Annotated in this window: 22 protein-coding genes and 1 pseudogene; 7 read left to right on the top strand and 16 right to left on the bottom strand. The window is 62.8% G+C overall.

The features are described 5' to 3' along the window. Window positions 1-23 precede the first annotated feature (23 nt). Window positions 24-1,226 (top strand): LPS export ABC transporter permease LptF, encoded by a 1,203-nt coding sequence (lptF, locus tag H3Z74_RS04910; protein ID WP_187762847.1) that lies wholly within the window; start codon window positions 24-26, stop codon window positions 1,224-1,226. After that, window positions 1,223-2,320 carry an LPS export ABC transporter permease LptG gene (gene lptG, locus H3Z74_RS04905; protein ID WP_187762846.1) on the top strand — a complete coding sequence of 366 codons (1,098 nt, stop codon included), beginning with the start codon at window positions 1,223-1,225 and terminating at the stop codon, window positions 2,318-2,320. Before lptF ends, lptG begins: the two co-directional genes overlap by 4 nt. A gap of 507 nt (window positions 2,321-2,827) precedes the next feature. Here the strand turns inward: lptG and H3Z74_RS04900 are convergent. Then, window positions 2,828-3,928 (bottom strand): fatty acid desaturase family protein, encoded by a 1,101-nt coding sequence (locus H3Z74_RS04900; protein WP_187764173.1) that lies wholly within the window; start codon window positions 3,926-3,928, stop codon window positions 2,828-2,830. A gap of 110 nt (window positions 3,929-4,038) precedes the next feature. On the opposite strand from H3Z74_RS04900, the pseudogene H3Z74_RS04895 reads away from it, so the two are divergent. Beyond that, window positions 4,039-5,243 (top strand): annotated as a pseudogene (locus H3Z74_RS04895) (N-acetyltransferase). 58 nt (window positions 5,244-5,301) lie between these two features. Here H3Z74_RS04895 and H3Z74_RS04890 read toward each other — a convergent pair. The 7 genes from H3Z74_RS04890 to glnE form a co-directional block, all read right to left on the bottom strand. After that, window positions 5,302-5,508 (bottom strand): hypothetical protein, encoded by a 207-nt coding sequence (locus H3Z74_RS04890; protein WP_187762845.1) that lies wholly within the window; start codon window positions 5,506-5,508, stop codon window positions 5,302-5,304. 288 nt (window positions 5,509-5,796) lie between these two features. After that, window positions 5,797-6,870 carry a transporter gene (locus tag H3Z74_RS04885; protein WP_229726893.1) on the bottom strand — a complete coding sequence of 358 codons (1,074 nt, stop codon included), beginning with the start codon at window positions 6,868-6,870 and terminating at the stop codon, window positions 5,797-5,799. Next, entirely contained in the window at window positions 6,852-7,622 is a 771-nt protein-coding gene (gene xth / locus H3Z74_RS04880) for an exodeoxyribonuclease III (RefSeq protein ID WP_187762844.1), read from the bottom strand. The genes H3Z74_RS04885 and xth overlap by 19 nt, the downstream gene beginning before the upstream one ends. 6 nt (window positions 7,623-7,628) lie before the next feature. Then, a complete protein-coding gene (gene erpA, locus H3Z74_RS04875) occupies window positions 7,629-7,970 on the bottom strand; it encodes an iron-sulfur cluster insertion protein ErpA (RefSeq protein WP_187762843.1) in 342 nt (113 codons plus the stop codon). Between the two features lie 86 nt (window positions 7,971-8,056). Further along, window positions 8,057-9,256: a M23 family metallopeptidase gene (locus H3Z74_RS04870; protein ID WP_187762842.1), complete on the bottom strand. Its 1,200-nt coding sequence runs from the start codon at window positions 9,254-9,256 to the stop codon at window positions 8,057-8,059. A gap of 273 nt (window positions 9,257-9,529) precedes the next feature. Further along, entirely contained in the window at window positions 9,530-10,000 is a 471-nt protein-coding gene (locus H3Z74_RS04865; protein ID WP_187762841.1) for a peroxiredoxin, read from the bottom strand. Continuing rightward, complete coding sequence (gene glnE, locus H3Z74_RS04860) at window positions 10,001-12,685, bottom strand: bifunctional [glutamate--ammonia ligase]-adenylyl-L-tyrosine phosphorylase/[glutamate--ammonia-ligase] adenylyltransferase (RefSeq protein WP_390901768.1); 2,685 nt, start codon at window positions 12,683-12,685, stop codon at window positions 10,001-10,003. Between the two features lie 9 nt (window positions 12,686-12,694). Between glnE and H3Z74_RS04855 the strand changes: the two genes are divergently transcribed. After that, complete coding sequence (locus tag H3Z74_RS04855) at window positions 12,695-12,949, top strand: hypothetical protein (protein ID WP_187762840.1); 255 nt, start codon at window positions 12,695-12,697, stop codon at window positions 12,947-12,949. A gap of 37 nt (window positions 12,950-12,986) precedes the next feature. Here H3Z74_RS04855 and H3Z74_RS04850 read toward each other — a convergent pair whose 3' ends face one another. The 3 genes from H3Z74_RS04850 to H3Z74_RS04840 form a co-directional block, all read right to left on the bottom strand. After that, on the bottom strand, window positions 12,987-13,628 hold the full coding sequence (locus H3Z74_RS04850) for a sigma-70 family RNA polymerase sigma factor (protein WP_187762839.1): 642 nt from the start codon (window positions 13,626-13,628) through the stop codon (window positions 12,987-12,989). Between the two features lie 86 nt (window positions 13,629-13,714). Further along, a complete protein-coding gene (locus tag H3Z74_RS04845; protein ID WP_187762838.1) occupies window positions 13,715-13,852 on the bottom strand; it encodes a hypothetical protein in 138 nt (45 codons plus the stop codon). A gap of 98 nt (window positions 13,853-13,950) precedes the next feature. Further along, complete coding sequence (locus tag H3Z74_RS04840) at window positions 13,951-14,748, bottom strand: response regulator (protein ID WP_187762837.1); 798 nt, start codon at window positions 14,746-14,748, stop codon at window positions 13,951-13,953. 20 nt (window positions 14,749-14,768) lie between these two features. Between H3Z74_RS04840 and H3Z74_RS24310 the strand changes: the two genes are divergently transcribed. From H3Z74_RS24310 to H3Z74_RS04825, 3 genes are all read left to right on the top strand, one after another. Then, the gene (locus H3Z74_RS24310; protein WP_229726892.1) at window positions 14,769-15,155 is read left to right on the top strand and encodes a NepR family anti-sigma factor; all 387 of its coding nucleotides are present in this window, start codon (window positions 14,769-14,771) and stop codon (window positions 15,153-15,155) included. 7 nt (window positions 15,156-15,162) lie between these two features. Continuing rightward, window positions 15,163-16,752: a sensor histidine kinase gene (locus tag H3Z74_RS04830; RefSeq protein WP_229726891.1), complete on the top strand. Its 1,590-nt coding sequence runs from the start codon at window positions 15,163-15,165 to the stop codon at window positions 16,750-16,752. A 280-nt stretch (window positions 16,753-17,032) separates the two neighbouring features. Beyond that, window positions 17,033-17,167, top strand: coding sequence for an entericidin A/B family lipoprotein (locus H3Z74_RS04825; RefSeq protein ID WP_187762836.1), 135 nt, complete (start codon window positions 17,033-17,035; stop codon window positions 17,165-17,167). Between the two features lie 80 nt (window positions 17,168-17,247). On the opposite strand, the gene tatC is transcribed toward H3Z74_RS04825, so the two are convergent. From tatC to H3Z74_RS04800, 5 genes are all read right to left on the bottom strand, one after another. Next, a complete protein-coding gene (tatC, locus tag H3Z74_RS04820; RefSeq protein WP_229726890.1) occupies window positions 17,248-18,030 on the bottom strand; it encodes a twin-arginine translocase subunit TatC in 783 nt (260 codons plus the stop codon). 52 nt (window positions 18,031-18,082) lie between these two features. After that, window positions 18,083-18,502, bottom strand: a complete 420-nt coding sequence (gene tatB / locus H3Z74_RS04815; protein ID WP_187762834.1) for a Sec-independent protein translocase protein TatB — start codon at window positions 18,500-18,502, stop codon at window positions 18,083-18,085. A gap of 137 nt (window positions 18,503-18,639) precedes the next feature. Further along, complete coding sequence (locus tag H3Z74_RS04810; RefSeq protein ID WP_187762833.1) at window positions 18,640-18,870, bottom strand: twin-arginine translocase TatA/TatE family subunit; 231 nt, start codon at window positions 18,868-18,870, stop codon at window positions 18,640-18,642. A 27-nt stretch (window positions 18,871-18,897) separates the two neighbouring features. Further along, entirely contained in the window at window positions 18,898-19,476 is a 579-nt protein-coding gene (gene scpB / locus H3Z74_RS04805; RefSeq protein ID WP_187762832.1) for an SMC-Scp complex subunit ScpB, read from the bottom strand. Further along, window positions 19,473-20,201, bottom strand: a complete 729-nt coding sequence (locus tag H3Z74_RS04800; RefSeq protein ID WP_187762831.1) for a segregation and condensation protein A — start codon at window positions 20,199-20,201, stop codon at window positions 19,473-19,475. The genes scpB and H3Z74_RS04800 overlap by 4 nt, the downstream gene beginning before the upstream one ends. Between the last annotated feature and the right edge of the window lie 303 nt (window positions 20,202-20,504).

Genomic DNA, 20,504 nt, shown 5'->3' with positions numbered 1-20,504 from the left:
CTTGAAAGCCCGTCCCCCGCCCGATGAAATCCATCGATCGCTACATGGTCCGGCTTGTCGCGGTGCCGCTGATCTCCACGCTCGTCATTTCGGCGATGCTGCTGGTGCTCGATCGCATGCTGCGGCTGTTCGACTTCGTCGCGACCGAAGGCGGGCCGGTGGCCGTGGTATGGAAGATGCTGGCCAATCTGCTGCCCGAATATCTCGGGCTCGGCATCCCGATCGGCCTGTTGCTCGGCGTATTGCTTGCGTTCCGCAAGCTGGCCACGACCTCGGAACTCGACGTCATGCGCGGCGTGGGTATGAGCTATTGGCGGCTGCTGCGCGTGCCCTACATGTTCGCGATCGTCCTCGCTGCGATCAACCTGGCGATCGTCGGCTTCGTCCAGCCCTATGCGCGCTATGCCTATGAAGGATTGCGCTTCGAACTGCGCACCGGTGCGCTCGGCGCCTCGATCAAGGTCGGCGAGTTCACGCATTTCAGCGACAAGATGACGGTCCGGATCGAGAAGAGCCGCGACGAGGGTCGCAAACTCTCCGGCATCTTCGTCAAGGCAGTGTCGAAAACCGGCAGTTCCTATGCCGTGACGGCGGAGAGCGGCAAGTTCCTGGCCACCGACAATCCGGAGGAAATCGTCTTCCAGCTCAGCAATGGCGTGCTGGTCAATGAAGCACCGGGAATCGCCACGCCGCGCGTGCTGACCTTCAGCACGCACAATTTGCCAATCCCGCTGCCCCAATATGGCAACTTCCGCCGGCGCGGTGAGCGCAACCTGGAACTGACCCTGCCCGAACTGGCGCGGATTGGCCGGGACCCGGGATCCAATGCGGAACTGCGCGACACCAGCCGCTCGGCGTTCCATTTCCGCGTGGTCGAAGTATCGACGATGTTCCTGCTGCCATTGCTCGCGCTGGCGCTGGGCGTACCGCCGAAGCGGTCATCCTCGGCACTTGGCGTGTTCCTGGCGATCGTGATGGTGGTGACCTATCACAAGGTGAACCAGTATGCCGAGGCGATCGGGGGCCTGGGCCGGATCGATCCGCTGATCGCGCTATGGACGCCGTTCCTGTTCTTCGCGGCGCTGGTGCTGTGGATGTTCTACACCATCGCCTATGTGCCCGATGGCCAGCCGATCGGCGCACTCGAACGCGTCTTCTCCAAGATCGGCAAGGCGATCGGGCGGTGGATGCCCGGACGACGCATTCCCGAGGCGAGTGCGCCATGAGCTTCCTGCGATTCTTTCCGTCACGCGTCGTCGCCATCTACATGGCGCGGCTGTTCGTGGTCCGGACCTTCGCGATCCTCGCCGCCATGGTGCTGGTGCTGCAGGCGCTCGACCTGCTCGGCCAGTCGGGCAAGATCCTCGAATATGCCGGCAATGGCGATGCCGAGGTGTGGCGATATGTCAGCTTGCGCGCGCCGCAGATCATCGCCTTCGTGCTGCCTTTCTCGGTGCTGCTCGGCACCATCCTGACGCTGACCACGATGAACCAGAATAGCGAAATCATCGCACTCAAGGCATCGGGGCTGTCGGCGCACCAGGTGCTGGCACCGCTGATCATCGCCAGCTTTGCCGTGGCGGTCATTTCCTTCACCTTCAACGACCGCATCGTCTCGCGCGCTACCGCCACGCTCAATCAATGGCAAAAGGTCGATTACGGGCCGCTGCCGATCGATCGTGGCGACCGCATGAATGTGTGGGTGCGCGACGGCGACGACCTGATCCAGGTCGATCAGATCAGAGGCAGAGGCGCGACCGCCCAATTGCGCGGCGTGAGGCTGTACGACCGCGAAAAGGGCAATCTGGTCGGGATTATCGAGGCGGTCCGCGGGACCTTTACCGGCAAGGCCTGGCGGATCGAAGGTGCGAAGCGCTTCAACGTCCAGACCGGCAAGCTGATCAGTCTCGGCACGATCGTGGTCGCGCAGGGCGTCCGACCCGATCAGTTCACGCTGGCGAGCGTCGACGCCGACGGCCTGTCGTTCGGGTCGCTTCGATCGGCGATCAGCGACCTGGCCGACGCCGGACGACCGACCCAGGCGCTGGAAGGCGCCGCATGGCACAAATTGTCGGGGCCGTTATCGTCGGTCCTGATGCCCCTGCTCGGCGCAGTCGCGGCGTTCGGCGTGGCACGGTCGGGCAAGCTGTTCCTGCGCGCCGTGATCGGCATGATGCTTGGCTTCACCTTCTTCGTGGCGGACAATTTCGCCCTGGCGATGGGCAATCTCGGTGCCTATCCGCCCTTCCTCGCCGCCTGGGCACCGTTCTTCCTGTTCCTGCTGATCGGCGAAGCGGTGCTGGTGCGTACCGAGGAATAGGAACCACCGACGCTGACCCGGAATACAGCAGGCTGTGTTCGACACTGAGAAAGAGCGTGCCGGTATAAGTCCGGCATGGGCGAACATGCCGGATCCAGTTGCAGGGTTGAATCGCTACCGGAGACAGGGGCTGCGGGGACGAGCGATGGGGAGATATGGGACACCGGATATGTCCCATATCTTCTCGCCATGATCCCGATGAGATGATCCCTATAATTTGCTGCCGGGGACGGGGCCACAGGGGCTGGCAAGGAGATATGGGACACCGGTCGTGTCCCATATCTCCTTGCCAGCCCCTCGACGAGGCTCCTTCAAAATTCATTATATATCAGCTACTTAGATAAAGAGAACCACCCTCCCACGCGGAACCGGCGGAGATTTGGGACATCAAGCCCATCGATCGCCGATGGGACTCCCGCGCCGATGCTCTTCTCCTGAGATTTCGATGTCGCGTCGCCCAAGCGGTCTCCGCCCGGCACGACCCGATCAGATTAAACGCTCAGCGCCCTAGCGCACACCCATGGTGCTGCGCGCGATCTTGGCAACCAGGCCGGGAAGGCCGGGATAGCTCGCCTTGTGATAGGGAGACTGCGCATCCAGCGCCGCCGAGATGCGGCGATGCGCCTCACCCAGCGCATGATAGGGCACGCCGGGAAGCAAATGATGCAGCGCGTGATACCGCAGGCCGACTGGCGCCCACAGCATCGGCAGCAGCGCCGGCGGAGGCACATTGACCGTATCGAGATACTGAGCAGTGACGGTCATCACCTCACCCTCATTCTCCCACAGATGCGCAACCAGGGTGCGAATCTGGTTGATCACCGCGACGCTGGAGGCGACGGCGAGGAAGATCAGGAAGGCGCGCAGCGGCACCACCCCGGTCGCAACCATGGTCAGCAGCGAAATCGCCCAGACGCTCGCCGCAGCCTCCTGCCACAGCCATTGCTTGCGGGCAGCGCCTTCGGGTGCACGACGGCGGAACGAGGGGTTGATCGACAAAGCCGAATAGCGCTCGACCACCAGTTTCCGCACGGCCGGGAACATCGCCGAGAGCGGCGACAGAATCGCGAAGCGTACCAGCAGCGCCACCGGCGCGAGCAGGGCAGCCAGCACGAACAATGGCAGAGTGTAGGGCTTCATCAGCGCGAGCGGCAGATATTCGGGATCCTCGGCGGTACCGTAGCGCGTGCGCGCATGGTGCAAATTGTGCACGCCTTCGTACATGAAGGACGGCACCAGCAGCGGGATACCAGCCAGTGCGTTCCAGCCGAAACGGAAGCCGGGCAGCGACGCATGCTTGAAGTGGGTCAGTTCGTGAATGAAGCTTTCCGCACGATACAGAGCGAGCACGGCAACGACGCCGGCCGCGATCGCCCAGCCAGTCGGGGCAACCAGGATCGCCGCGGCGAGTGCGCCGAAGCCGATCACGACCGAGGCAAGCAGGTCGGACCAGTAGATCCAGGGCCGCGGCGCATTGAGATCGCGCGTGAGCTCCGCCGCGGTGCGCAGCATGGCCTTGTCGTCGGCAATGTCCTGCGCACGGACGCGGGCCGCGTCAGCCGGGCGTGCCGCTGGCGCACGCCGATCGATGGTAAGCGAGGTGTCCATGGGGCCGTGCATTGCACAAAGATAGTGGCGGGATGGTGGCAATAACAGGTGCGGCGCTGTGGCAGCCCATGTCCATGAGCGTCCGGACATGGTGCCCGCTTGACAGAATGATGCACAAGCGGGACTGCACTCACCTTCTGCAAAGAGGCGATCACATCTTGGCCACCCTGCCCCTCTCCATCCGCCCCGTCGCCACCAAGCGCGACCGCAAGGCGTTCATCGACATCGCCTATCGGCTCAACCGCGACGACCCCAATTGGGTACCGCCGCTGAAATCCGAAGAGGCGGGCAAGATCGACCCCAAAAAGAATGGCTGGTTCAGCCATGCAATCGGACAATTGTTCATCGCGACGCGCGGCGACCAGGTGGTCGGGCGCATTTCCGCGCATATCGACACGCTGGCGCTCACCTTGCCGCCCGAACAGGGCTTCGGCCCGGGCGTGGGGTGCTGGGGCATGATCGAGGCGGAGGATCACAACGCCTGGCGCGCGCTGATCGCGGCTGCCGAGGGCTGGCTCAAGGCACAGGGCATGACGCGCGCCCTGGGGCCGATCAGCCTGTCGATCTGGGAAGAGCCCGGCCTGCTGGTGGAAGGGCATGATCACCCGCCAACGGTCATGATGGGCCATCACAAGCCGCATTATCAGGCTTGGATCGAGGAAGCCGGCTATAGGGGCGTGAAGACGCTCTATACCTATGAGCTCGACATCACGAAAGAATTCCCCCGATCGTGGGGCGCATCGTCGCCGCCGGGGAGAAAAATAGCCGTATCGTGATCCGCAAGGTCAACAAGGCGAAGTTCGCCGACGAGGCGGCGACCATCCTGGCCATCCTCAACGACGCATGGTCTGACAATTGGGGCTTTGTGCCGCTGACTCAACCCGAGATCGACGATGTCGGCAAGAAGCTGAAGCCGATCGTTTTCGAGGATCTGATCCGCATCGCCGAGGTCGATGGCGAACCTGTGGCGTTCATGATCACGCTTCCGGATCTCAATGAAGCGATCAAGCCGCTCAACGGCAATTTGCTGCCGTTCGGCTGGGCAAAGCTGCTGCTCTGGCTGCGCGCACCGAAGGTGCGCACGATGCGCGTGCCCTTGATGGGTGTGGTCAAACGGCTGCAGGCGTCACGCCTTGCCAGTCAACTCGCCCTGATGATGATCGAATATATCCGACGCGATGCAGTGGCGAACTTCGGCGCGTCACGCGGCGAGATCGGCTGGATCCTCGACGATAACCAGGGAATGCGATCGATCGCCGAGATCATCGAGTGCACGGTCAACAGGCGCTACGAGATTTACGAAAAGACGCTGTGATGCTCGGGGGCGCAACCCGCGGTCCGGCAACCGGACCGCAGGCCGCTCCCGCCTCCGATCACTTTTCGAGCGGATCGAAACCACGCTTCAGCCAATCCTCGCGGGTCAGGCACAGGGTCGTTTCCAGCCGGCTGCCGGTACGCGTGTCCTTCACGCAATATTTGGCCGTCTTGGGCTTGGCATTCGCCTGATCGGCCTGGGTGGGGCTTGCAGCGGGTACGGCCGGCGCAACCGGACCTTCGGCGAGCGCAGGGGTTGCAGTCATCAGCACGGCACTTGCAAGGGCCAAAAGAACAGAATTAGTCATCATTTCCTCCGCTTGGTGCGGACCGTTACTCCCGGCCGCATCTGTGTTACTGCATTAGCCATGCCAAACACTCTACAGATGCAATTTCAATGAGTTAGCTGATTTTCAGCCGGAAAGATGTCCGAAATAATCCCGTTGATCAGCAATTTTTGCTGATCATTGGCATTTTATCCGAGCGCCGTTTCAGTCCACCCGCGCGTCGATCAAAAGATGCGGTGAATTTTTAACGCGCGCGTGGCCGACTTCCTAAAAGCGACGCGATATTCCGAGATAAATCTCGCTATCAGGACTCGCATGATTGAGGCCAATCGCACCGCCAATGTCGAGTTGCAGCGCGTCATTCGCCATCCACCCCAACGACAGGCCAGCCAAGGCCTGCGTCGTCGCCCCGGAGGGATCGTCATCGCGCAAGGCCTGGAATTCGACCGTGCCCGTCACCGCCGGGGTGATCGCAACCCCCAGCCCCATCGTGCCGCTGAATGCCAGGTGCCGGCCGTTGCCATCCTGGTCCACAGCCGCATCCAGTTCGGGCGAGAGTTCAAGATTGAGCGCATCGCTCAAATCATAGGTTACCGGTACGACCAGGCCGGCGCCCCAATCCCCTGCCCCGACCGGTCCGCGCCCGACCGGTAAGGTCACGAACGGATGAACCGCGACCGAAAATCCGCTGCCGTCGGGATTGTGCACATTCGCCTTGAAACCAAGCAGCACATCGCCGACCCGATTGGCGCGATCGATCGCCGCGCTGTTCTTGTCGCGGGTCCGTGCATGGCCAAACGGCGTCCAGCCCAGCTGCGCTTCGATCGTGTCGGTCAGGCCGATCCGGACCAGCGTATCGCCGATCAGGATCGTATCGCTACGCGTGCTCGAATCGTCTTCGCGGGTCCAGTCGACAAGCCCTGTTTCAAGCGAGATGCGTCCAGGTGCGATCGTGCAGGCGGGCGTGCCGATGCCCGGGCGTTCGGGGCAATAATCGCGCTCCGCCGCCTGGGCGGTGCCCGACAGCAAACCCATCGAAACCGCGATCAGTAAATATTTCACGCCAATCTTACCGGGGTGGGATCGCCGAATTCGCGTCGCAACGCTGCTTCCGCCGTCGTCAGCCAGGCGACCGAGTATCGCGTCATCGTCCATCGTCGCGATCAGCGCAACGAGATCCTCCGGACTCCGCTCAATTGCCGTCGCCAGCAACCGCATCGTCCGTGCCCGCGCGCGAAACGCAAAATCGTCGAGCCGGGCCGTTTCGAATTCACCCTTGCGGTGGAGCATCTTCTGCAAGTCGAAGCTCACCGTGGCACCGGTCAGCGCAGCCGCGCCCAAGTCGGCGCGTGGTCGCTCGCTTTTTCGCGTGCGCGATACTCCTTGTCGACACCGGCATCGACCAGCCGGTCGGCAGCCATAGGACTCAGCAGCAAATGGTCGATCCGAAAGCCCGCATCGCGTTGCCACGCGCCGGCCTGATAATCCCAGAAGGTCCACACGCCGCCCCTGGGATGGCGGGTGCGCAGCGCATCGGTCCAGCCCTGCGCGACGAGACGCCGGAACCCTTCACGGCTTTCGGGCTGCATCAGCGCATCATCCTGCATCGCGCGCACCGAAAACGTGTCGTCGTCATTGGGAATGACATTATAGTCGCCTGCCAGCACCACCGGCTTTTCTTCAACCAGCAATTCGCGCGCGCGCGCAGCGAGACGATCGATCCAGCGCAGCTTGTAATCGAATTTCGGCCCAGGTTGCGGGTTACCGTTGGGTAAGTAGATCGACGCAATCACCACGCCATCCACCTCAGCTTCCAGATAACGACTATGGTCGTCCTCGGTTTCGCCGGCCAGCCCGCGCTGCCGCTCGATCGGGTCGCTGCCCCTGGCGAGCACCGCGACGCCGTTCCAGCTCTTCTGGCCGTGCCACACGGCGCCATATCCCGCCGCGCGGATGTCCGCCTCGGGAAAGGTCTCGTCGCTCGATTTCAACTCCTGCAGGCACACCACATCGGGCTGCTGCTCGGCGAGATACTCGACCAGACGCGGCAAGCGCGCCTTGATGCCGTTCACATTATAGGTGACGATCTTCAAAGCGGATCAGACCGAAAAGCTCGAGCCGCAGCCGCAGCCCGACGCAGCGTTGGGATTCTCGACCTTGAACGCCGCACCACCAAGCGATTCGACATAGTCGACCGCACAACCGCGCACGAGATCGAGACTGACCGGATCGACCACCAGCTTGACCGCCTCGGTTTCCGCCACCGCATCATCATCCGCGACCGCATCGGCGAGTTCGAATTTGTACTGGAAACCGGAACAACCACCGCCATCGACCGCAAGCCTGAGGATGGCAGGCTTTCCCTGTCGCGCGGCAATCGCGGCGACGCGCGACGCGGCCGACGGCGTCAGGGTGATCTCGGCTTGAGCTAATGTGGCCATGAATTGGAGATAGGCGGTCGCGGGGGTGACGGCAACCGGCCGATCACTTCTTCCCTTCTCCCGCGATCGGGAGAGGGAAGGAAAACTTACTGGCCCGCAGGGCCGCCGATGGATGTCGGCGTCATCTTGAGCGCACGATCCTGCACCGCCTGCAGATAATCGGCGGTCTGCAGGAACGGGATCGGGTTGACCGCATGACCGTCGATGCGGACTTCATAATGAAGATGGCTGCCGGTCGAGCGGCCGGTCGAACCCATCAGCGCGATCAACTGACCACGCTTCACCCGGGTATTGGCGGCGACGAGGATCTTCGACAGATGGCCGTAACGCGTCTGGATGCCCTTGCCGTGATTGATCTCGACCAGATTGCCGTAACCACCGGCGCGTTCGGCGCGACCGATGATGCCGTCGGCAGTGGCGTAGACCGGCGTGCCGAGCGGGCCCGGAATATCGACACCGGCATGCATCGCCGCCGTGCCGCGAAACGGATCGGAACGGACGCCATAATTGCTGGTGAAGCTGAGATGCTCGACCGGCTGGGCCGATGGAATCGCGATCACACCCTGTTCAAGCGAATCGAGCTTCTTCCAGGTCATGAACAGCGAGCGGAACTGAACGTCGGCGCGGGCCTCGGCGGTCGCTTCTGCGCTGTCGGCGGCTTCGAACGGGCCACCCATCGCCGGCATCTTTGCAGCGCGGGTCGCAAAACGCTCCGGCGCGATGCCGAGGCGACGGACGTGCTGGATGGTCATTGCATAGCGTTGCTCGGCGGCCTGGCGGGCCTTCACGGCGAGCGAAATCTGACGGGCCTCGACCTGCTGCAGCGGCTTGATCACATCGGCAGCGACCTTGGCATCGGCGGGATCGATGGCCGGTGCGGTCATCGACAGCACGCGCGGATCGCCCTTGCCGGTCATGACCGCAGAGATCAACGCCTGCCGTTGCTCGACCCGGGTGGCATGAGCCTGGGCGACATTCTTGATCGCGGCCACATCCGCCTGCATCTTGGCGACGCGGGCCTGCATCTGCGCAACCTTGGCTTCGGGCGACAAGGGGGCATCGACGATACCGCTCAGTGCCACTGCGCCGACTGCGGCCTGCGCCACGCCATATGCCGAAAAACACAGGGTGATGCCGGCAACCCCGGCCATCAGGGCCTGGGTGCGGCCTCCGATGCTGAACCGGCGAAGGTCACGGCCGTCGTGAAAAATCACGTCGCGAGTGGTAAAATACGCCTGGAACCGCGCGATAAACTTCGCGGCTGACGCAACTGAATTTGTGCTCATTGAGTCCCCAGCGACCTATTTTGGAGTTGCCGAAACATGCCGACAGCTCTTTTTTCGTCTCGATCGCAGCCCCTCCGCGTTCTTGACGACCGGGTTCTGACTCACGTTGTCAGTGTACGGCAAGGGCTGGAACGGGTTAGCGGGGCAAACCGGCTGAGTCGCACGGCGAGTCGTTGAACACTCGCTTAATCGCGCCCAAAATTATCCGTGAACCAATGTCGCATTGGTGCGTTGTGCGCCGAATCTCTCGAGCGGATCGACCGCTTTACGGCCTCAATCGAGCCCCTTGACCGCCTCGAGTACCGCTGCGGCGTGGCCCGGCACCCGCACCCGTCGCCACGTTCGTACGAGCACCCCTTTCGCATCGAACAAAAAGGTCGAGCGGTCGATGCCCATATAGGTTCTGCCGTACAGGCTCTTTTCGATCCAGACGCCGAACGCCTCGATCGCCGCGCGCTCATCGTCGGTCGCAAGCGGCACGGTCAGTTCATATTTGTCGATGAATTTCTGATGCTTGCCCGGCGTATCCAGCGACACACCAAGGACCTCGGCACCGAGCGCCCTGAATTCCGGATAGAGTTGACTGAAATCCTGCGCTTCGCGGGTACAGCCGGCGGTATCGTCCTTGGGATAGAAATACAGCACGAAAGGCTTGCCGGCATAGCCGCGCAGATTGACCCGCCCGCCACTCGGCGTCGCCAGGCCGACATCCGGGAGTTTCGAGCCCTCCTCGATTTTTGCCACTCACGCTCTCCCCGATACCGCCTGCCAGAAATCTTCGACTTCCTGCCGCGTCCGCTCGAACGAGGCAATGGCTGCGTCCCAGCTTTCCATCCCCAATGCGCGCGCGATCAGCGCCTGGGTCGCCGGCGCGGGCGTCTCCGCCTCCGGCGCGACAAGCCGCAGCGTGACGATCATGCGGGTGAGCAGATCATGCGCCGCCTTCATCGCGGCGGGCGCAAGACCGGCGGCAATCAGCCGGTCGATCGCCCGGCCGAGATGCGGGTCGAACCCGTCGAGATGGGTCAGTTGGGCGACGTGCACGGCGAATTCGAGATCCACGAGCCCGCCCGGCAGAAGCTTGGCGTCGAGCGGCCCCTGGGGCGGTTTGTGCGCCGCCATCTCGCCACGCATCGTCGCTGCCTCGGCGATGATGTCGCGCCGCGGCCGGTTACCCGCCAGCACATCGTCGATCACGGCAACCACTGCCGCGCGCGCCGCCGCCGATCCGAACACCGGCCGGGCCCGCGTCAGCGCCATATGCTCCCAGGTCCAGGCGCTTTCCCGTTGATAGCGCGCAAAACCGTCCAGCGAGACGCTGAGCGGGCCCTGCGTGCCCGACGGGCGCAGCCGCGTATCGACCTCATAGAGCGGCCCGGAAGCAGTCGAGACCGACAGTGCCGCGGTAAGACGCTGTGCAAGCCTGTTATAGTAAAGCACTGCACCCAAGGGTTTTTCCCCGTCGGATTCAGCCGAAAAATCCCCGGTAAAAAGATAGATCAGGTCGAGGTCCGATGCATGAGTCATCACCCCGCCGCCCATGCGCCCCAGCGCCAGAATGACCAGCTCACTGTCCGGTACCCGGCCGTGCCGAAGCGCGAATTCGGCGACGGTCGCATGCGCCAGCGCTTCGATCGCGGCCTCCGCGACGCGCGCATATCCCGCCGCCACGTCGAGCGGATCGCTCGCGCCGGCAACGATCTGCGCGCCCAGGGCGAAGCGTTTTTCGCCGACGATCTTGCGGACATGATCGAGTTGCGCCTGATAATCGGCATCCTCCTCTCCTGCCGACATCTCGGCCGCCAGCACATCGACCGGCCCGACCGGATCCAGCGCGGTCGCATCGATCAATCCGTCAAGCAGTTCCGCCCGCCGCCCGAGCGCCTCCGCCAGCGGTGCTGCGTGGCTCAGGATCGCACCGAGCAACCGCGCCAAAGCGGGCCGCGCCTCGATCAGGCGCAGGAAATTGATCGCACTTGGCAGGCGCGCGAGCATCGCGTCGAGCCGCAGGATCGCGGCATGTGGATCCGGCGAGGTGCCCAGCGCCTCGATCAGCCCGGGCAGGACGGCTTCCAGCGCTTCCAGCGCCGCCGGACTGCGCAATGCGGCATAGCTACCGGCGCGCCATTGCACGATCCGCTGAACCGCACCCTCGATATCGGCAAATCCCGCGGCGGCCAGTTGTTCGGCAAGCCGGTCCGTGTCGCTTGACAGCGAGCTATTGTCCTCAGGTTCGATGGAATCATAGATTCGCGCGGTGCTCGCGACATGCGGGCGCAGCAGGTCGAGCAATGCATCCCCATTTTCGACGCCGTGCAGCTGGGCGACCCCATCCAGCGCCGCACCGACCGGCAGGTGGTGCGTCTGACGATCATCGACCATCTGGACGCGGTGCTCGACGGTGCGAAACAATGTGTAAGCGGCGGCCATCGCCATTGCCTCGTCGGCCGGGATCCATCCCGCTTCGGCCAGCCGCGCCAATGCGTCACAGGTGGCGGGAGCGCGTAACACCGGATCGCGACCGCCATGAATAAGCTGATGGATTTGCGCGAAAAATTCGACTTCACGGATACCACCCCGGCCGCGCTTCAGGTCGAAACCGGGTCCGAACGCCTGGCCTTGCGCATGATGGTCGCGGATGCGGCGCGAAATGCCCCGGATCTCCCCGATCGCCCCGAAATCGAGCGCGCGCCGCCATACGAATGGCCGCACCGCCTCCAGGAACCGGCGGCCCAGATCGATATCGCCGGCGGCCGCACGCGCGCGGATAAAGGCGGCGCGTTCCCATGGCAGCGCCTGCGATTCATAATAGGAAATCGCCGCATCCACCGGCAGCGCGATCGGCGTTGCCTCGGGTGAAGGCCGCAAGCGAAGGTCGACGCGCAACACATAGCCGTCACCGTCGCGGGCCTGGAGCAATTCGACCACCCGCTTGCCGATCCGTACCGCTGCCTCCTGTGGTTCTTCACGCGCGCGGCGCGGGAGTATCTCCGGGTCGAAAATCAGGATCGGGTCGATATCGGACGAATAGTTGAGCTCGTGACTGCCTTGTTTGCCGAGCGCGATCGCTGCGAAGCCGGCCGGTTCCGCATCCGGCGTGCGCTCCAGGATCGCTGTGCGGATCGCGGTATCGAGCGCACGGTCGGCAAAATCGCTCAACGCGCCCGTGACCGCGGTCAGATCGAGCACGCCGGCGAGGTCGCCAAGCGCAACGATCAATGCCAGGCGGCGGCGCTCCAGCCTGAGACGGCGGGCGATCGGCATGGCAGGGTCGACGATCGACACCGCATCCAGCGCCGGCAATATCCCGTTTTGTGCAAGCGCCGCGATCTCGGGTTCGCGCCCCATGATCATCGCCAGGAACGGCGCCTCGGCCGCGGCTCGCGCTGCGGCGCCGATGATCCGGGGGTCGGGCGTCATGCTGGTCATGTATTCATTATGGGCATCGGCCGGGTGGTGAAGTCTTGGCAAGCAACAAATATCAATGCCAGGCGTTTAGCGGTCATGTCGAAGCCTTTATCACCGACCTCAGGAGCAAATTCCGCGGGCATATTCATCGTTGAGCCTCCGCGCGCCAGCGATATGATCGGCCGGGCGTTACGGTCGGCGTTCCAGCATGATGGCATGCCCGAAGACTTCGCGGCACTGCTGAAGAACCTCGATCAGGTGGAAGCGACGCCCGCTCGTTCCTGAACGACCTCAAGTCGAACCACGCCGACTTGAATCAGAGTCAGCCCCGGTCTCGGCTCAATTCTTCGACATCACCCATGATCGTGTCGAGCGCGGTCATCCCCGCTTCGTTATTGTGCGTCCGCCGGGACGGTAGCGATCCGTCGTTGAGGATCGTTTCGAGCGCAACGCGCCCGCGTGCGACGCGGCTTTTGATCGTGCCCACGGCGACGCCGCAGATCTCTGCTGCTTCTTCATAGGCAAACCCGCCCGCACCGACCAGAATCAGTGCCTCACGCTGTGGCTGCGGCAAATGCAGCAGCGCGCGCTGCATATCACCCAGTTCGACATGCTTGTCCTGGCTTGCCGGTGCGGCAAGAATGCGATCGGCGACAAGATCGTCCCATTCGCCTTTGAATCGTGCCCGGCGCATCTGACTGAGATAGAGGTTGCGCAAGATGATGAAGGTCCAGGCACGCATGTTGGTGCCGGCCTGGAAGCGCTGCCGCGCCGCCCATGCCTTCATCAGCGTTTCCTGCACCAGATCGTCGGCAAGGTCGCGGTTGCCCGACAGCGAGCGGCCAAAGGCACGCAAGTGCGGAATGACCTGCGCCAGCTCCTTCTTGAACTCGGGATCTGAAAGCGGAACGTGCTCCACCGGCTCCTGGCCGATGTCGTCGTCGTTCGCGTCGGCCTCAGTCATGCATATCCGTTTCGTATCGCTGGCGACAAACATAGGACGAGTGCCGGGCAAAAGCCAGCACTCGCCCATATTTCAATTGCTTGGACTCAGCGCCAAAGCAATAGAAGAGCAAAGATTATGATGACCAGCGGCAGCGAGATGCCGAGAATATAGCGCGTCATCTTCGGCGTCGCGCCCGCGCGGGCGTCCTGGCCATCGATATGGATTTCTTCTTGGTCGGTCATACAGGGTCAACCAACGAAAACCGTTTTGGGTCCGTATCGTTATCCTGCCGGGAGCATTTTTGTCTTGCTCCCTTGCTCGGGAGACGCCAGCCGCCCGATCAGGCGACTGGAACAGTCGCCTGATCGAAGAACAGCGCCTGGCTGATCGCCGCCTTGACCGTCGAACGCTGAAACGGCTTGGTAATCAGGAACGTCGGCTCGGGGCGCTCGCCGGTCAGCAGTCGTTCCGGGAAAGCCGTGATGAAGATCACCGGCACCCTGAACTCCGCCAATATATCCTTGACGGCGTCGATACCCGAACTGTCGTCGGCGAGTTGGATATCCGCCAGCACCAGGCCGGGCCGATCCTCCATCGCCAGCGCGACGGCCTCGTCGCGGGTCACGGCAACTCCGGTCACGTCATGGCCCAGATCACGTACGATCGCCTCGATATCCATCGCGATGATCGGCTCGTCCTCGATGATCAAGACGCGCGCGCGAGTCTGCTTGTCGATTTCCGACAATGCCTCAGCGACCAGACTGTCGACTTCGCTCGTATCGACTTCGATCAGATAGGCGGTGTCCTCCGGCGTGAAGCCCTCCATCGCGGTCAGCAGCAGCGCCTGCCGCGACAAGGGTGTCATCCGCGCCAACCGTGCGCGGGCGATCGATTCATAGTCTTCGCCGCCCGAATTTTCGGGGGTTTCGTCAAAATTGGTCGAATTCCAGATTGCCTGGAATGTCCGGTAGAGACCGAGCCGCGGATCGACGTCGCGCGGGAATTCGGCGGGGGCCGCGACGATCGCCTCCAGCGTGGCGCGAACGTAGCGGTCGCCGTGCGACTGGCTGCCGGTCAGGGCGCGGCCGTAACGGCGCAGGAAAGGAAGGTGTGGTGCAAGCTGCTGTCCAAGCGACATGGCTGTCGGGGTCTCCTGACGTGAAAGCGCCGCCCTTTTGGAAGGGGCGTGTCGCCAATGCAACGCGATTCAATGCCCGTACGGGAGTGCCGGGCTTTTTCGCATCGAACGTGGAACAATCGAGACGATCTTTTGTTTCATGCTATCGTCGCGGGCTGTATGCGCGACGGATCGACCGGATTTCTCCGGCCGGTATTTTCCGGTATGCCCGGTTTTTCGCCGGATGCTCAGGGGGGACGACATTGAGTTCGGGCGACGAGTCTTCAAAAACGCCGCAAGCTTCCGGAACGGCCAAGGTCCAGACCAAGGATCGCGACATGGGAGCCGCATTGCGCACCGTCTATCAAAAGACCGTGGAAGAGGACATTCCAGCCGAAATGCTCGACCTTCTGGGTAAGCTCGACTGACGCTCGCGTGATCGAACCGGCCGTCGAGCGCGCTACCGCGAGCCGCTCATCGCTACTCCTGTCGCAAATTCCGACCGGCGCGAAGATTTTCCTGATTCTGAGCACGGCGCTGCTTCCCCTGGCGATCATCGCCTTTTTCGCCACGTTGAAGACCACCCAGAACGCCGACGCCGATGCGCGCGTGCGATTGAGCGTCGCGATGTCGGAAAGCGCGCGCAAGCTGGCGATCGAACTGGTTGGCGACATGACCGCGCTGCGCGTTGCGCTCAACGCGCTCGACAACGACCCGGGCGATGCGCCGAACTGCGCGCGCGTACAGGGCGTTTTTGCGCAACAGGCAACGGCCGGCACGCGCTTCATGATTACCGACGATATCGGGCGCGTGCTGTGCGGTACTGCGCTCCCGTCTGAAATGGCGTTGACGCCGGCGGCCAGCGATGCCCCGATCGCGGCCCGCCTCGTGCCCGACAAAGGGCTGGTCCTGGCGATCAAGGGCGCCAAAGGCGCGGCCACGGCCAGCGCCTATTTTCCGGCCCCGTTCCTGGCGGATATCGCCCGGCCGAGCGGCTTTACCCCTCCCTATGGCGCCACATTGCTGCATGACGACGAAACTGTGCGGTTGGTCACCCTACCCTCGGCAGGACCGCTGGAACGGCGCGAAACCCTGAGCCAGCAGCTCGGTATCGGCGAACTCAGCCTGCAGATGAGCGTGCGCAGCCTGCCGATCACCTCTCCGCTGCTGATTGCCCTCCTCCTGCCGATCCTGATGTGGGCCGCCGCCGCAAGCATCAGCTGGTTCGTCGTCGATCGCCTGCTGATCCGGCCGCTGCGCCAGTTGCGCGCCAGCGTTGCCGCCTACGTCCCCGGGGAGGAGATCGATCCCGCCCAGTTGCGCGCCCTTCCCGCACAGGAAATCCGCGAACTCGGCGACACTTTCCGCACCATCAGCCGCACCGTTGCCGAGCATGAGGCCGGGCTGGCCGAAGGGCTGATCCGCCAAACCCGGCTGACCCGCGAAGTTCATCACCGCGTGAAGAATAATCTCCAGGTCATCGCCAGCTTGATCAATTTTCATGCTCGCGGCGCAAAATCGCGTGAAGCGACCGATGCCTATGCCGGAATTCAGCGCCGCGTCGACGCGCTCGCGGTCGTCCATCGTCACCATTTCGCGGAGATGGAGGAAAATCGCGGACTGTCGCTGCGCTCGGTGGTCGGCGAACTCGCATCGAACATCCGCGCCACCGCGCCGGAAGGATCCTCGCAGATTGGCATCGCCATCGATGTCGAGCCCTATCTGGTCAATCAGGACGTGGCGATCGCGGTCGCGTTTCTGATCACCGAGATCGTCGAACTGGCGATGAGCTGCAATCCGTCGGCGCAGATCAGGATTTCGGTGAAAGGCGCAGAAGCATCGGATCGCGCGATTCTGCGCATCAGCTCTCCCGCGTTGATCGAGGGCGACGCGTTGCGCGACATCGTGACCGAACGCTATGGCCGGGTGATCGAGGGATTGTCGCGCCAGCTCCGGTCGAAACTGCACCATGACCCGCTGATCGGCGCCTATGAAATCGCCATCGCCATCACCGGACGCGACTGAATCAAAAGATTCAAATGATTCGAATTTTTTTCAAAAATCGTGGAACCTGATTTGGGGAAGCACGTTTTGATCTTCGGATAGTGAATTTATGCCCCCCGCTCTCGCTATCCAAGACATGGGCCCGGACGCGCCAACCTCCCCCCCGGTGGTGCGTCCGGGCCCAAATCGTCTCCGCTGTTCCTGGTCCATATCGCGATGAGTTGCCGCCTGCTGCGGAACGAACCCCGTCCGTCGATCATTGATCCGGAAGGGCGACATGCCTTCAATCAGGAGATCACTGATGCGCAAGCTTATGGGAATTGCCGTTGTCGCGGCCGCGCTGATGGTCAGCGCATGCAATACCGTGGAAGGCGTGGGTCGTGACGTTTCGTCGGCCGGCGATACTGTTGCGAAGACCGCCGACGGCGCCAAGTAACCAGCTCACCACAGCTCACCCGTTCGCCAGCGATGGCGTGGGGCGAAACCCTCTCCCGGTACCGGGAGAGGGTTTTTTTGTCAGACGCTCTCGCTTGCGTCGGCCGTGGCGGCTTCCTTGGCGCGCTTGCGCTCGGTGAACCAGATCCCGATCAGGGCAATTTCATAGAGCATTACCAGCGGTATCGCGAGCAGCAGCTGTGACCCGATGTCCGGAGGGGTCAGCACCGCAGCAATCGCGAAAGCACCAACGATCGCATAGCGCCGCGCACCAATCAGTTGCTTGCGCGTCACGATGCCCGCGCGTTCGAGCAGCATCAGCAGCACGGGCAGAAGGAAGGACAAGCCGAAAGCGAACAGGAATTGCATCACGAAGTCGAGATAATTGCCGATAGCCGGCAATGCCTCCTGCTGAATCCCGCCAAGATCGCCTTGATAGGAAAGCAGGAAATGGAGCGCCATCGGCACCGCCATATAATAGGCCATCGCCGCGCCGGTGATGAACAGGGCCGGCGTAGCCAGGAGAAAAGGCAGCAAGGCGCGCTTTTCCTGGCGGTACAGCCCAGGGGCGACGAATTGCCAAAGCTGGTTCGCGATCACCGGGAATGATGCCATGATCGCCGCGAAGAATGCGACCTTTATCTGGACGAAAAACGCTTCGAAAATCTGCGTATAAATGATCTTGCTCTGGCCCGCGGCGAGCAGTGGGTGGAGCAGGAACGACAGGATCGTGCGCGAGAAATAGAAGGAGACGGCAAAGGTGACGACCAGCGCCAAAGCGCAATAAAGCAGCCGTCGCCGCAATTCGATCAGATGATCGAGCAAGGGCGCGCGCGTGGCGTCGATCTCACTGGTGTCGGTCACGGCTTGGGTTTCGCCTTGATCGGGGCTTTGCGAACGGCCTTGGCAGGAGCATTCACGACATCGTCGCCAACGGCCAGCGGGGTCGCATTCTTTTTGGGGGCCCGGGGGGTTTCGGTTTCGGCGCATCGATCGGTGCGGGCGCGACAACCGGCATCTCCACCATCTCCGGCGCGGCATCTTGCGCATCGCCACTGTCATTTTCCGGCGCCGGGATCGGCAACATATGCTGCGCCATCGGCGGATGCTCGCGCATGATCCGCTCATTTTCCTCGGCCCAGCGCTTTTCCATGTCCTGCAATTCGGCTTCGCGTACCATCGAATCGAAGCCCGAACGGAACTGACGAGCGACACCCCGAGCCTTGCCGACCCAATAGCCGACGAAGCGCATCGCCTTCGGCAAATCCTTGGGACCGATGACGACCAACGCGACGACCGCGATAAGGAGCAGTTCGGTAGGCGCGACGTCGAACATAGAAGGCCTTTAACGGCGGATTAGATCGGCAAAAGAGACCCCGCCTCCTTTGCCCCGAATCTGTTTTGAAGCATCCGTACCTTGTTCAGGCTCTTCGGCACCCTGCATCAGATCCGGGCTTAAGCGCTAGAAAGCCGTTAGCGTTCTTCGCGAAGTTTCTCGCCATCACGGTCGAAAGCGGGATCGGCGACCTTCTTGGCGTCGATACGCGACGGCTCAGGCTTTTCGTCTTCCTCGGCCATGCCCTTCTTGAAGCTTTTGATGCCCTTGGCGACATCACCCATCAAGTCGGAGAAGCGGCCTTTGCCGAACAAAAGCATCACGACCACGCCGACGAGGACCCAATGCCAGATACTGAGGCCGCCCATTACAAATCTCCTAATGTCCTAGCCTATCTAGTCCTCCTCGTCGGAAGATTCCACCTCTAGCTGCTCGAATGCCAAATCAACCGGATCGAGCAGGCCTGCCGCCTTGAGATCGTCGATACCGGGCAGGTCGCGCCGGCTCGAAAGGCCGAAATGAACCAGAAATTCCGGCGTCGTGGCATAGAGCAAGGGTCGCCCCGGCACTTCGCGCCGACCGGCGGGGCGGACCCAGCCCGCCTCCATCAGCACGTCGATCGTCCCCTTGGAGATCTGCACGCCACGGATCGCCTCGATCTCGGCGCGAGTCGCGGGTTCGTGATAGGCGATGATCGCAAGCGTCTCGATCCCGGCGCGGGACAGTTTGCGCGGCTCTTCGCGGTCCCTGCGCAACAGATGCGCCATGTCCGCGGCAGTCTGGAAATGCCAGCGGTCGCCGCGCCGGACCAGTTCGATCCCGCGCCCTGCATAAAGCGCCTGCACTGTATCGAGCGCCTCGCGAATCCCCGTCGCGTCGTTCAGATGCCCGCGAATCGCGTCCGCCGTCATTGGTTCGGTTGCGGCAAACAGCACCGCCTCCACGGCGCGGGCCAGGTCGTCAGGTGGGTTCATGCCGGTGCCCTGATATAGAGCGGCGCGAATGGCGATTTCTGGCGCAGCTCGACCCTGCCCTGCCGCGCCAGTTCAAGCGTCGCGACAAAGCTTGAGGCGAGTGCTGATTTGCGGAATATGCCAGTCGCGCTCTCGGGCAGGAAAGTCTCGATCACGCTCCAGTCGATCCGCTCGCCGAGCAGGCGCGATACGCGCTCCAACGCGGCATCCAGCGTCATCACCGGCCGGTTGGCGACGATGTGCATCACCGGGCGCGTGCGCGCAGTAATGCGGCCATAGGCAGAGATCAGGTCGAAGATTTCCGCCTGCCACAATGCCTTGCGTACGGTTCTGAGTCCCTCCGGCGCGCCGCGCAGGAATACGTCGCGTCCGGTCCGGTCGCGCGCCATCAGCCTGGCACCGCCCTCACGCATCGCGTTGAGCCGCTCGAGGCGCAATTGCAGCCGCAGCGCGAGTTCCTCCGGATCGGGTTCGACCTGCGGATCGCGCGGCAACAGCAATGCGGATTTGAGATAGGCAAGCCACGCCGCCATCACGAGATAATCGGCGGCGAGCTCCAGCTTGATCGCCTTGGCTTCTTCGATGAAGCGCAGATATTGCTCAACCAGTGCGAGGATCGAGATTTCGCGCAGATCGACCTTCTGATGCCGCGCCAGCGCGAGCAGCAGGTCGAGCGGACCTTCCCAGCCATCCAGGTCAAGCGTGAGGGTTTCGGGGTCGGTCATCGGTGACGGTGTAAGCGTGAAGCCGGGCGCGACGCAATCATGGCCTATTGAGCGCCGGCATCCGGCGGCCTGATGGTATTGGCCGGTGAGGTCGATTCAACCCCGGCCCAGGTCGTGACAGCCTGGCGGTGGACCGGATGCCAAACGGCATTCTGCCCCGCTCTTTGACATGACCGGAAAATACCAGGCGTCCGCGTCGGCTGTTTCAGCGATAACAGCGGTCAGGCGACCGCTGTTATCGCGTTGCTCCACCCCTGTTCGACCGCTGTTATCGAGAACAGCGGCAAAGAGCTCAAGCAGCTG

Origin of the sequence: Sphingomonas alpina, assembly GCF_014490665.1 — a bacterium.
GTDB lineage: Bacteria > Pseudomonadota > Alphaproteobacteria > Sphingomonadales > Sphingomonadaceae > Sphingomonas > Sphingomonas alpina.
The sequence above is the reverse complement of the archived record's forward strand: the minus strand, read 5'-3'. Positions and strand labels throughout refer to the sequence as shown.